Source organism: Desulfomonilia bacterium, assembly GCA_036567785.1.
Taxonomy (GTDB): domain Bacteria; phylum Desulfobacterota; class Desulfomonilia; order UBA1062; family UBA1062; genus DATCTV01.
The window spans coordinates 67,526-80,445 of the sequence record DATCTV010000004.1 but is presented as its reverse complement, the minus strand read 5'-3'; the positions used below and the strand labels follow the sequence as shown (position 1 = coordinate 80,445).

At 47.2% G+C, this 12,920-nt stretch carries 10 protein-coding genes; 8 read left to right on the top strand and 2 right to left on the bottom strand.

What is annotated here, in order from left to right:
* Nucleotides 1-86 precede the first annotated feature (86 nt).
* Both VIS94_01260 and VIS94_01255 read left to right on the top strand, forming a co-directional pair.
* Nucleotides 87-575, top strand: coding sequence for a hypothetical protein (locus VIS94_01260; protein ID HEY9159700.1), 489 nt, complete (start codon nt 87-89; stop codon nt 573-575).
* Nucleotides 576-711: 136 nt separating this feature from the next.
* On the top strand, nt 712-2,511 hold the full coding sequence (locus VIS94_01255) for a long-chain fatty acid--CoA ligase (GenBank protein HEY9159699.1): 1,800 nt from the start codon (nt 712-714) through the stop codon (nt 2,509-2,511).
* A gap of 20 nt (nt 2,512-2,531) precedes the next feature.
* On the opposite strand, the gene VIS94_01250 is transcribed toward VIS94_01255, so the two are convergent.
* Both VIS94_01250 and VIS94_01245 read right to left on the bottom strand, forming a co-directional pair.
* Entirely contained in the window at nt 2,532-3,764 is a 1,233-nt protein-coding gene (locus VIS94_01250) for a DUF362 domain-containing protein (GenBank protein HEY9159698.1), read from the bottom strand.
* 153 nt (nt 3,765-3,917) lie between these two features.
* Nucleotides 3,918-5,867 carry a hypothetical protein gene (locus VIS94_01245; protein HEY9159697.1) on the bottom strand — a complete coding sequence of 650 codons (1,950 nt, stop codon included), beginning with the start codon at nt 5,865-5,867 and terminating at the stop codon, nt 3,918-3,920.
* 167 nt (nt 5,868-6,034) lie between these two features.
* On the opposite strand from VIS94_01245, the gene VIS94_01240 reads away from it, so the two are divergent.
* The 6 genes from VIS94_01240 to iolG all read left to right on the top strand — a co-directional run bounded on the left by VIS94_01240 (nt 6,035) and on the right by iolG (nt 12,866).
* Nucleotides 6,035-6,898, top strand: a complete 864-nt coding sequence (locus tag VIS94_01240; protein ID HEY9159696.1) for a hypothetical protein — start codon at nt 6,035-6,037, stop codon at nt 6,896-6,898.
* 227 nt (nt 6,899-7,125) lie between these two features.
* Nucleotides 7,126-7,920, top strand: coding sequence for a 5-deoxy-glucuronate isomerase (locus VIS94_01235; protein HEY9159695.1), 795 nt, complete (start codon nt 7,126-7,128; stop codon nt 7,918-7,920).
* Nucleotides 7,921-7,936: 16 nt separating this feature from the next.
* The gene (iolD, locus tag VIS94_01230) at nt 7,937-9,871 is read left to right on the top strand and encodes a 3D-(3,5/4)-trihydroxycyclohexane-1,2-dione acylhydrolase (decyclizing) (GenBank protein ID HEY9159694.1); all 1,935 of its coding nucleotides are present in this window, start codon (nt 7,937-7,939) and stop codon (nt 9,869-9,871) included.
* Nucleotides 9,872-9,880: 9 nt separating this feature from the next.
* On the top strand, nt 9,881-10,951 hold the full coding sequence (locus VIS94_01225; GenBank protein ID HEY9159693.1) for a tartrate dehydrogenase: 1,071 nt from the start codon (nt 9,881-9,883) through the stop codon (nt 10,949-10,951).
* A 1-nt stretch (nt 10,952) separates the two neighbouring features.
* Nucleotides 10,953-11,843, top strand: a complete 891-nt coding sequence (iolE, locus tag VIS94_01220) for a myo-inosose-2 dehydratase (protein ID HEY9159692.1) — start codon at nt 10,953-10,955, stop codon at nt 11,841-11,843.
* Between the two features lie 24 nt (nt 11,844-11,867).
* Entirely contained in the window at nt 11,868-12,866 is a 999-nt protein-coding gene (gene iolG / locus VIS94_01215; protein ID HEY9159691.1) for an inositol 2-dehydrogenase, read from the top strand.
* Nucleotides 12,867-12,920 lie beyond the last annotated feature (54 nt).

Genomic DNA, 12,920 nt, shown 5'->3' with positions numbered 1-12,920 from the left:
TCAAAGAATTGCGGCAATGCAGCATAGCTATGGACAAGATGCGAAGCCTGTGGCTATACTGCAAGAATAATATCGGGAGGTAGGAAATGAAGAAAGGTTTATTCATTGTCGTAATGATCCTGTTTGCCGGATGTACCGCGATCAATCATTCAATAGTAAGAGAATTCGACGCAAACCAGACGATCCATTACAGCCATATAAGCGAAATCAATGACAGCGAAATCGGCAATTACTCAATATATTTTGAATCAGGTGACAAGATACCCGTAATTGTGAATATCAAAAGCGGCATAGCGAGTGCAGATAACGAGAAGATATACCTCACTCTCGATAAAAGGCTTTATTTCAGGATATTCATTCCGGCAGGTTTTAACGATATGAACGATGCACAGAAAAAGGACGCCGCAAAGGACATAATGGTTTATACAAGCCTCGACAACATTCACTGGGCCCCTTCCAGTGACATGCAGGCAATCAAGAAAACGCTGGGTATGAAAAAAGGTAGCATAACAATAGGTGCTGGAATAACAAAGGATTCGGGTGTAAATATAGGAGTTGACATTATTGCACAGTAAATGACGGATGTGTGTCAGCCAAAGGTGTTCGAGCCGTATTCTGTTTAAAGAGTCAGCAAGGAACATCCAGCAAATCACGAGTTGAACGTTCAAGTCGTTCATAATCCGTAAACAATTAAATCCAAGGAGAAAAGACATGCAGCAGCGGTGGGAGTACAACAAACCTGATAATCTTGTGGACCTGTGCGAAGAAGGGGTAAGACGTTTTGCAAACAACAGGCTTTTCGGAGTCAAAACAGCGGACGGCAAGTCTCTCAACTGGTCAACCTATTCAGAAATAGGGAAGAGGGTGGACAATCTTCGCGCCGGACTTGCCTTGCTCGGTGTCGAAAAAGGCGACTCCGTGGGCATCATATCCAACAACTGTCCTGAATGGGCTATTGCTGCCTTCGCTTCATACGGCAGGGGCGCGATATACGTTCCGATGTACGAGGCCGAACTCATAAAAATCTGCAAATATATAATCAGGGACAGCGGTGTGAAGGTCCTCTTCGTATCGAAAAAATCCATTTATGAGAAGGTGAAGGATTTTCCCGCTGAAATAACTTCGCTTGAAAAAATAATACTTATCGAAGGCGACGGGCCCGGAACCATGAAGGCACTGGAGGCGGAAGGCGCAAAAAAACCCGTTCCTTCAATCAAACCGGACCCGTATGACGTGGCGACGATAATCTACACATCAGGCACGACCGGAGATCCGAAGGGTGTTCTGCTCTCCCACGGCAACTATACGCATATGGCCAGATGCGGCTGCTTGAAATTCCCTGAGCTCGACGAGACATCAGTAAGCATATCCATATTGCCGTGGGCGCATGTCTTCGGTCAGTGTGCTGAACTTTACGGATGGTTCCGGTTCGGCGGTTCCATTGGATTCATGGAAAAGACGGAAACACTGCTGAACGACATCGCACTTATCAGGCCGAAATATATAATCGCCGTTCCCAGGATATTCAATAAGATATACATGGCGCTTTTCTCGAAGATAAAGGAAGAGGGCGGCATGGCGGAAAAGCTGTTCATGATGGGCGTGAATGCTGCCAAGGAGAGAAGGGAGCTTATGGCGGAAGGCCGCAGGAGCCTCTTAAACGAAATCAAATTCAGGTTTGCAGACAAGGTCGTATTCAAGAAGATAAGGGAAAGGTTCGGCGGAAGGCTGGAAGGCGCATTGACGGCGAGTGCGACGATGAACGTCGAAGTTGCGCAGTTCTTTTTCGACATAGGGATTCCTGTATTTGACTGCTACGGACTGACCGAAACTTCGCCAGGCGTTACAATGAACTGCTTCAGATCGTACAGGCTTGGAAGTGTAGGACAGCTGCTCGACAGGATAACTGTGAAAATCGATAAGTCCGTCGTCGAACCTGGTGCCACCGACGGCGAGATAATCGTCTACGGACCGAGCGTCATGCTCGGCTATCATAAAAAGCCTGAAGAAACCAGGGCCGTAATGACAGAGGACGGCGGGTTCAGGACAGGCGACAGGGGAAAGTTCGACGAGGACGGTTTTCTCTACATCACGGGCCGAATCAAGGAACAGTTCAAGCTCGAAAACGGCAAGTATGTCTTCCCTGCATCGCTCGAGGAGGATATCAAGCTCAATCCTGTCGCGCTTAATGCGATGATATTCGGTGAGGGAAAGCCGTACAACATCTGCCTTGTGTATCCCGACTACAAACTGCTCAAGAAATATGCGGAAAGCAAGGGCCTGCCGACAAGGATTGATGAAATGGCCGCAAGCGCAGAGATTATTAAATATGTGGAAGATGAGATCGCTAAAAGTCTTAAAGGCAGATACGGCGGATACGAGATCCCCAAGAAGGTCATTCTGATGAAGGAGGATTTCACGGTAGAAAACGGCATGATGACGCATACAATGAAACTCAAGCGAAAGATAATAACGGAAAAGTTCAAAGAGGATATATCAAGGCAGTACTGAGGTAAGTGGACTGCATTAGACTACACGACCGATACCCTGGCTTCAAGCTGCTTCATGATTTCTTCCGGGATCAAACCTGTAGGATTCAGCAGAGAGATGTCAGGGATTGTACCGAATATCCTGAATGCGGCATTCAGTGTGGGGTCATTCCATATGGAACCTGATCCATGCCGTTTCAGGACCTGCGCGGTTCTTGCCTCACTGATGCCTCCCAGCATATAGACGACCGCCCTGTTCATCATATCAACGGTCCAGTCCGCGTTTTCATGCGGGTCTGTAATAATAAGAGGGCAGCCTGCCGGGTCTTTATCCCTGCCCATGTCAAGCCATGCATGGCTCACCATATCGTGGGCGGTTATATCGGTCGAAGCGATGACGAGCCCTGTTTCAGGTTCATAGACCTTGCCGGTATCAGGCCCGAATGTGATGAACATTTTCGTTGCCGTCGTGATTACAAGCCTTAACCTGTTTCTGATTGCCGGCACTGTGTTGATTCCGACATGCTTTTCAAAGAATGTTGAAGCGTCGTGATGGTATTCGAGCCGGGAATCATGCCTGATGTAACCTACCGCAGCCTTCAATCCCAGGGTGCATCCGGCCAGGACATGGCGTGATGCCCTAGGCATAAGGATGATATGATCGACTTCATTTAAAATTTTCGGCACCATGATGCCGTTCTTCCAGCATGTGCCTTTTTGAGGCCCGTCCTCGAAAAAAGCGTCCCAGCCTGTTTCTTCAGGAAAATACACCTCGGCCCCCGCCGAGACAGCCGACTGGAAGATGCCGTTTTTCTTCATCAGATTTCTTGTTGAACCTTTAAGGGAATTTTTTGTGAGCTTTACATGCTGGACGCCAGCCATGTCGCTTACAATCACCCTTCCTGCACCTTTTTCCCTGAGGAGTTTTATCATGAACGCGATGCTTTCGGGATGAGTGGTGGCCGGATATTTCCCACCCGAGTTGTTGACAGGTTTTATAAGAACCGAATCGTCTTTACTTAGCCATGAAAAATCCGTAGCGGATTCGGCGGCGTTTCTCAGTGCCGTTTCGATTAACGGGATTGCAGGATTTCTTATCACGCCTTCGATGAAGACCTTTGAAGTTGTATTGCTCTTTGGAAAAGGTGGTGCCTTCAGGAACTGGTTCTGATTCGGCTGCGTCTTTGCATAACATGACAATATCGGATAAAAGCCTGCTGCAAGCCCCGAAGCAGCGGCCGAGCTTTTTATAAAATCACGCCGGGTCATACTCATATTGATTCCTCCCCTGTGCGATTTTTCTGTCAATAAATTACTGTAAAGGTTCGCTGACCGGTTTCATATATGTATACGGTATCGTCAATACTGGCAAGACATTATAGTTTCTGCCCGCAATATATGCGGGCAGATCGGGAAATTCTCAATATTCTATAAGCTATCTATGACATAGAGTTCAGTTCCCGCTCCAAAATACACTTTGCCGTCCGGGCCGAGGGCCAGGCCTCTGCCATTCTTGTTCGATCTGTAAAGCGTTTCGATGCTTAGCCATTTCAGTTTCCCCGAGAGCGGCTTGAATCTCATTATCGATTTTCCTGTCCGGCAGTAGATGTAACCATCGGTTCCCGTAATCATTTTTGTAATGCTTCCCTGAAAGACACGCTGTTTATAAATGATTTTACCTGGCACCGGATCGAATACGAAAAGAGTAGAGTCTGCACAACCGTAAATCCTGCCGTCAGAGGCGTTCGTGAGGGCTTCAATATCATCGGCTCCTGATACGGGCACTATGTCAAGCACCAGTTTGCCAAGCAAAACATCCCATGCGAAGAAGTGGGCGTTTTCTGTGATGGGTTCGGTGCCGGTGCCTCCCCTTGTGCTTGATCCGCCGTAGATGATTAATCCGTCGGTTCCTGCAGTAAGAGAGAGAATAGTCTGGTTCGGGATGATATTTCTGTGGCCTTCGAAAGACCCGCTCACGGGATCATATATGGACAGCGCGCCACCGTATTCGCCATAGTCAGGCTCGCTCCCGATAAAAATTCTGCCGTCCGCAGACGATGTCATTGCATGCGGCCGGTTCTGATCGTCACCCGCCGGACCTATCCATTTCGGATTTACCCCTGGGTTCCACGGCTCTGATGGTGTATAAACACTTAGCTCCGAGTAGGAATAGGCCGCCATATATATTTTATCGCCGGTCGTGTGCATGCTGTAGAATTCCCCGTTTCCTGAGGTATAGGGGAATCCGAGGTCTTTCAGAATACCGGTTGAAGGGTCATATTTGAATATATGAAGAAGGCTCACGGAACCGCCGTATATGCACCCGTCAGGACCGGTTTCAAGGCTGAATACATCCATGCCGTCACCATCGCCGCTTACATCCACTCTGCTTATGAGCTCTCCCGTATCAAGGTTATGAGCCTCGAAGAGCTGTCTCCCTCCTGTCCTTACAAATCCAAGACCTGCTGCACTGTCGTATTCATATGTCTTGAAATTGGGAGTATCACAGTGCTCAAGTTTTCCCGCAACAGCATTATATTTCATGAAACCTTCGGGCAGGCCATGAATTACGACAGGCCCTCCGGATTTGGGTATGTGAGTGCCTATCCATCCGCCTTCAGGCGGGATGAATTTCAAAAGAACCGAGTAGTCGTTCGCATCAATTATAAAAAGCGTCCCGTCTATCGATGCATAGAGGATGTTATTTTCGGTATGCAGAGCGATTGCATCCGCATCCTCAAAGCCTGCGGGGAGGATGCTCTTCTTTTCCTTAGTTGCAGGATCATAGACTACGAGGTCGATATTGGCTCCTATTCCGCAGAATATTTTACCGTTGTCGGCAATGGCCACATCCTCGCAGTACTGGCTTGTCGAATGCATGCTCCCCAGATCGGTTATTCCTCCTAAAACAGGATCATAGGCCACGACCTTCGCTTTAGGGTACGTGCATCCGTATATCAGGCCGTCAGGTCCTTTTCTGAGCTCGAAAATATATGACTCGCCTGCCGCGCTCCCGAGATCTGTCACGATACGTGTTACCGGGTCGAAGCTGAATATCCGGGCAGGGATTATCGTTCCGCAATATATCTTGCCGTCCGGTCCTTCAGCCAGGCCATAGACCCCCTTTGTTCCCGGAAGAGGGAAATACTCCACTTTGTTAAGTGCGTAATCGAACCTTATAAGTCTGGCGGTTCCTGAAGAAGTGTACATGCCCGAATAGTAGGTGGGCCTGCCTGTAACAGGGTCAGTCACGAGAAGAGAACCCCTTATGGACATGGACTTGACAGGGGTTCCCAGATTATAAGCCTCTCGAATGCAGGAGGTCATGAATAAGACAAAGAGAACAAGTATTGATAGGTTCAATAAATTTTTATGCATGGGGTTCTTCTCCTCATTATTCTAAAAATGCAAGCAAATTTGATTATTTATTAGATAATATATTACATCATATTATAAGATAATTGACAATAAGATATCTCAAAATGAAGTCCTTTTTACAATCTGCCAAATGAGGTAAGATGCCAATGTTTAAAACCGGAGGGTGTATGCCAACGAATATAAGAAAACAATTCGAGTTAATTATAATGATCTTTTTTCTTCCCTGCATGCTGGCAGCCTCTGAAACGAAAACATCAATGCTGGAAGAACTCTATTTCAAATCAGGAATGGAGAAACAGTATGCCGATATACCGGCTGCATTGAAAGAGGGATTTGATCAGGGGCTCAAAATTGACACCGGTAAAAATAAAATGTCTCCGTCGGTGTCTATTGCTATAAGGAACAGTATTGATACATCTTTCTCCTCCGAGCTTGTTAAAGCTGATATTCTGGCATGCTTCAAGTCAAACCTCAGCGAAAGAGATATTCAAGAAATTTTAAAATGGCTGGATTCTCCAACCGGAAAAAGATGCACTGAACTTGAAGAGGCGGGTTCAGCACCTGGAATTCTTGAAAAGAGGATGGAGTTCGAAAAAAATATTAAAAACAATCCCATACCGGAAAACAGGATGAAACTTATCAGAAAATTTAATCAGGCGACCAGCGGGACTGAAGCGGCGGTTTCCATTGCAGAGGGCATGCAGATTGCCCTTTTGACTGCGGTAAATCTTTCGATGCCTGAAGAAATGAGGATGCCTTATCAGGCGATGAAGAACGAAATTGAGCAGCTCAAGCCGAAGATCAGGGCAATACTGGAGCCTGAGGTAATTACAGGCTTTATATACACCTATAGAACGCTTACGGATCCAGAACTTGGTGAATACATAGATTTCCTTTCGTCCGAAGCAGGACGGAAATATACCACCTCATCCATTAAAGGGCTTAAGAAAGCCCTTGAAGACGGCAGTATGAAATGGGGCAGGTCTATTGCGGAAATATTGAACAATGCTGAAAAACAGACTGATACGTAATGTCGGCTACCTTATTGACATTATGCGATTCGCATTATAGAAATTTACCAAGCTATGGCACAGTCAATGTGCTATAGACCTCCTTTTTTAGTGCCCGCTGCCTACCAAATTACAGCGGGTCATTTTTTTATATAAACAAAAACAGTTTATACTTTAAGACTTTTTCCGTTGATACTGCTGGTAAAATTATTATTATCCTGTAATTACTTTCGAATGAGGTGGTGTTTATGATTATCAGGCAGGTCTCAGGGTTCAAAAATGGTTACAACGAGATAACCGCTTCAGGACGTATATATCCACAGATGCTGATGGATTTCGGAATACTGAAGCTTATGAAAGGCGGCTCTTTCGGGGATGATTCTAAATCCGAGAAGGCGTATCTGCTGTTAGCGGGAGAGATAAATCTGCAATGGGGAAAAGACAGCCGTTTAATAAGAAGAGGAAGCTGTTTTGATGAAAATCCATGGTGCCTTCATGTAAGCGAAAATACCCGGGTTAATATTGAAGCGCTTGATGAATCCGAGATCGCAATAATCCGCACGGAAAATAAAACGGTATTTGAGCCCAAGCTTTATGAACCAGCCGGATGCAGTGTCGAGGAAAGGGGCAAGGGAACAATGAGGGAGACATCGACCAGGCTTGTAAAGACCATATTCGACAATTCCAATGCACCTTATTCAAACCTTGTTCTTGGTGAAGTTATAGGTTTTCCCGGTAAATGGTCCAGCTATCCGCCTCATCACCACCCGCAGCCCGAAATATATTTTTACAAGTTTCTGCCTGAAAACGGATTCGGATTTTCCGAACTCGGCGAAGATGCTTACAGGACAAAACAGAACGATACGCTTCTGATTACAGAAGGTCTTACGCATTCTCAGGCGGCGTCGCCGGGCCATGCGATATATTATTTATGGGTGATAAGGCATCTTGAGAAAAACCGTTATGTATCGCCTGTTTTTGTCGATGAATATAAATGGCTGATGAATGAGAGTGCCGTTATCTGGCCGGATAAAAAGTCATAGTTTCAAGGAGTTCGATATGAGTTCATATAAAATGACTGTTGCACAGGCCCTGGTTAAATTCCTCAACAACCAGTATGTAAGTTTCGATGGCCGAAAAGAAAAATTTGTCAGAGGCATAATGAATATATTCGGCCATGGAAACGTTCTGGGGCTGGGGCAGGCTCTCGAAGAAGATTCCGGGGACCTGCTGATAATACAGGGAAAGAACGAGCAGGCCATGACACATGCGGCTGTTGCATTCGCCAAACAGAAGATGAGGAGGCAGATATTCGCCTGCACTTCCTCTGTCGGACCGGGTGCCGCCAACATGCTTACCGCAGCCGCTACGGCTACGGCAAACAGGATACCTGTGCTGATTCTTCCCGGCGACACATTCGCCACACGTCAGCCAGACCCTGTTCTTCAGCAGGTGGAAAATTTCATGGATGTCTCGATAAGCACGAATGATGCATTCAAGGCGGTTTCCCGGTACTGGGACAGGATAAACCGGCCGGAGCAGCTCATGACCGCCATGATAAACGCAATGAGGGTGCTTACCGATCCTGAAAATACGGGAGCCGTCACAATAGCCCTGCCGCAGGATGTTCAGGCTGAGGTCTATGACTATCCCGACTATTTTTTTAAAAAACGTGTTCACAAGATTGAAAGAAGGATACCATCACCTGATTCAATAAAGGCTGCCGCCGCTCTCATATCAAATAAGAAAAAGCCGCTTCTGATATTCGGAGGCGGTGCAAAATATTCAGATGCATCGGTCCCATTTTTGATGATTGCGGAAGAATTCGGAATACCCTGGGGCGAAACTCAGGCGGGGAAAGGGATGCTCATGTCATCCCACCCTCTAAATCTCGGCGGCATCGGTGTGACAGGCACACTCGCGGCAAACAGAATCGCGAAAGAGGCTGATCTGATTATAGGTGTAGGCACGAGATATACTGATTTTACAACAGCCTCCAAATCTCTTTTTGAAAACAAGGAAGTCGATTTCCTGAACATAAATGTCTGCGGATTCGATGCGTACAAGCTGGATGCAGTAAAGGTCCAGGCCGATGCAAAGCTTTCTCTGGAGCTTATTTATAAAGAACTCAAAAATCTGAAATACGTTTCCGGATATAAAGATGAAATAACCCGCGCGAAGAATGAATGGCAGCGGGAACTTGAAAGGCTCAGAGGCATCAGGTACGAAAAAGGGCTCAAGCCTGAAGTCTGCGGGCAGATGGATGAAATCCTCGGCGAGTTCAGAGAAAGCTCGGGTTCCACGCTCACTCAAACCAGGGCAATTGGAATAATAAATGAAATGCTTGGCAGGGACGATGTAATAATAGGCGCTTCAGGGAGCCTTCCCGGTGATCTGCAGAGGATGTGGGACGTAAAGGGCGAGAATACCTATCATATGGAATACGGATATTCATGCATGGGATACGAAATAAACGGAGGGCTCGGCGTCAAGATAGCGGAAGGAGATGAAAAGGAGGTTTTTGCTTTCGCAGGCGACGGGTCGTACCTGATGCTCCACTCCGAACTCCTGACATCCATCCAGGAAGGAAGAAAAATCAATGTGCTCCTTTTTGACAATGCAGGCTTCGGCTGCATCAACAACCTCCAGATGGGGCATGGCATGGAAAGCTTTTATACGGAATTCAGGAAGCGGGATAATAAATCAGGCAAGGCCTGCGGAGAGCTCATTAAGGTTGATTATGCAAAGAACGCCGCAAGTTATGGATGCATAACGTTTACGGTCCGTAATGAAGAAGACCTTGTCAAGGCGTTAAGGGCTGCAAAAAAGACAAAGACATCAACTCTTATAGACATTAAAGTAATGCCCAAGACTATGACGAAAGGCTATGAAAGCTGGTGGAATGTGGGTCTTGCGCAGACTGCAAGAAAGAAGGAGATCATTGATAAGGGGAATGACCTGAAGGAAACCCGCAGAAGGATAAGAAAATACTAGGAGCCTGAAATGAAGAGATACAGGATAGCTACCATCCCGGGAGATGGAATCGGGATCGAGGTAATGAACGAAGGGATAAAGGTCCTTAAAGCCATCGAGAAACGTTTCGATCTCAAATTCAGAACGGAAAACTACGAATGGGGTTGCGAATATTATCTCAAACACGGCCGTATGATGGATGAGGACGGGCTCGACAGGCTCAAAAAGTACGATGCCATCCTGCTCGGGGCAGTGGGGTTTCCTGGAGTTCCAGACCATATTTCCCTGAGAGACCTGCTTTTGAAAATAAGACAGGGGTTCAACCAGTATATAAACTACAGGCCCGTGAAGCTTCTTGATGCAGAATTCTGTCCTGTAAAGAACAAAACCCCGAAAGACATCGATATTGTTTTTATCAGGGAGAACAGGGAAGGGGAGTACTCCGGGGCAGGAGCCATCCTCAATCAGGGCAAGGACGACGAGATGGCCTTGCAGACAGGCGTCTTCACAAGAAGAAACACCGAGAAAGTCATGCGTTACGCATTCGAGGTTGCGAGGAAAAGAAAGAGGCAGAACAGGCTCACAAGCATCACGAAATCAAATGCGCTCAATTACAGCATGGTGTTCTGGGACAGGGTATTTGCCGAAGTGGCGAAAGACTATCCGAAAATAAGGACGAATTCATTCCACGTGGATGCGGCTGCAATGTTCATGGTACAGAAGCCGGAAATGTTCGACGTGGTTGTGGCCTCGAACCTCTTCGGTGATATACTGACCGACCTCGGAGCAGCTCTTCAGGGTGGGCTGGGATTCGCAGCAGGAGCAAATATCAATCCTGAAGGTGAGTTTCCTTCCATGTTCGAACCCGTCCACGGTTCGGCGCCGGACATCGCTGGCAAGGGTCTTGCCAATCCCATAGCCATGGTGTGGACCATCGAACTGATGCTGGAGCACCTGGGCGAGCACAATGCCGCCGGATGCGTGCTTGATGCGATAAGGAAACTCATAAAGAACAGGGAGAGTCTGACCGCAGATATGGGAGGCAGTGCAAAGACTTCAGAAGTTGGAGACATGATTTGCCGGATTATCAAGGAGGGATGAAGTGATAAGCAAAAGGAAAGTGAAGCTTGGAATTGCTCCCATTGCATGGACAAACGATGACATGCCTGACCTGGGTGCGGAAAACACATTCGAGCAATGCATCTCTGAAATGGCGCTTGCGGGTTTTTCCGGCACCGAAATAGGGAACAAGTATCCCAAAGATGCAGCGATACTCAAAAAATATCTGGATATGCGGGGTCTTCAGGTTTGCAATGCGTGGTTCAGCACATACTTTACATCCAGGCCCGAGGAAGAAACGATAAGGGCTTTCATAAGGCACAGGGATTTTCTGCATGCCCTGGGGGCAAAGATTATAGGCGCCTCGGAGCAGGGAAACAGTATTCAGGGAAGGCTTGACACGCCCATACTCGGAAGCAAACCCGTATATACCGACAAGGAATGGGCGCAGGTGACAGTTGGACTTGAGAGGCTTGCATCACTGGCCGCGGAAAAGGGCATGAAGCTAAGCTATCATCATCACATGGGTACTGGCATTCAGGATATGGACGAGATAGACGAGCTTATGGCAAGGACGAAAAACGTCTGGCTGCTCTATGATACTGGGCATGCGGTTTTTGCCGGGATAGATCATGTAAGGCTTCTGGAGAAGTATATTTCAAGGATCATTCATGTTCATCTGAAAGATGCAAGAAAACATGTTCTTGCGCGGGTCGGGCCGGAGAAGATGAGCTTCCTCAATGCAGTGAGGGAAGGGGCGTTTACTGTCCCGGGCGACGGGATGATTGATTTCGAGCCGGTCTTTAAGATACTCGAGGAATACGGATACAAAGGATGGTTTGTCGTAGAGGCCGAGCAGGACCCGTCTAAAGCAAACCCGTTCGAATATGCACTGAAGGCGAGAAGATTTATAAAAGAAAAGGCCGGCATTTAAATATCGATTCTGGGGAGATGTGAGATGAAAAAGATTTCAGTCGGGATAATCGGCGCGGGAAGAATAGGGAAAGTCCACACGCAGACCATTATCAACAACATTCCCGATGTTACGGTGAAGTATGTGGCCGATGTATTCGAAGGCTCGAGGGAATGGGTGGAGAGGCTTGGCAATGTTGTTTTTACAACTGACTCGGGCCGGATCATGAACGATGACGATATTAACGCCGTTCTTATATGCACCTCAACCGATACCCATGTGAAATATATAATCGAGGCAGCAAGGGCCAAAAAGCATATATTCTGTGAGAAGCCGGTTGACCACGATATCGAGAGGATTCTTGAAGCGAAAAAGGCGGTTGAAGAAAACAATGTGAAGTTCATGATAGGCTTCAACCGGCGGTTCGACCACAATTTCATGGCGGTGAAGAGGCATATCGATTCCGGCGCCGCAGGCAGGATATATTTCATAAACATAACATCGCGCGATCCGGATGCCCCTCCCATCAGCTATATAAAGGTCTCGGGGGGCATGTTCATGGACATGACGATACATGATTTCGATATGGCGCGGTTTCTCGCGGGATCGGAAGTCAAGGAAGTGTATGCGAAAGGGGCCGTGTTCGTTGACCCTGCAATCGGAGATGCCGGCGATATCGACAGCGCGGTCATCATACTTACATTCGAAAACGGGGTGATAGCTACGATTAACAACTGCAGGAAAGCATCCTACGGATATGACCAGAGGGTGGAGGTTCTTGGATCGAAGGCGGGTATCGAGATATCGAACGATACCCCGTCAACGGTAGTTCTCAGCAACGAGACTGGCGTGGTTTCAGAGAAGCCACTTCATTTCTTCATGGACAGGTACATCGAGGCATATGCCAATGAGATAAAGCAATTCATCGATGCCATAGCCAATGACAGGGAAACACCCACAGGAATGATCGACGGGCTCAAGTCGGTCGAGATTGCAAAGGCGGCTAAAAAGTCGGTCGAAACAGGCCTGCCGGTGAAGATGTAAAAAGGTGAATGTTTATAGTGGTTAGTGATTGCATGAATTTCTTTTTCTAACCAC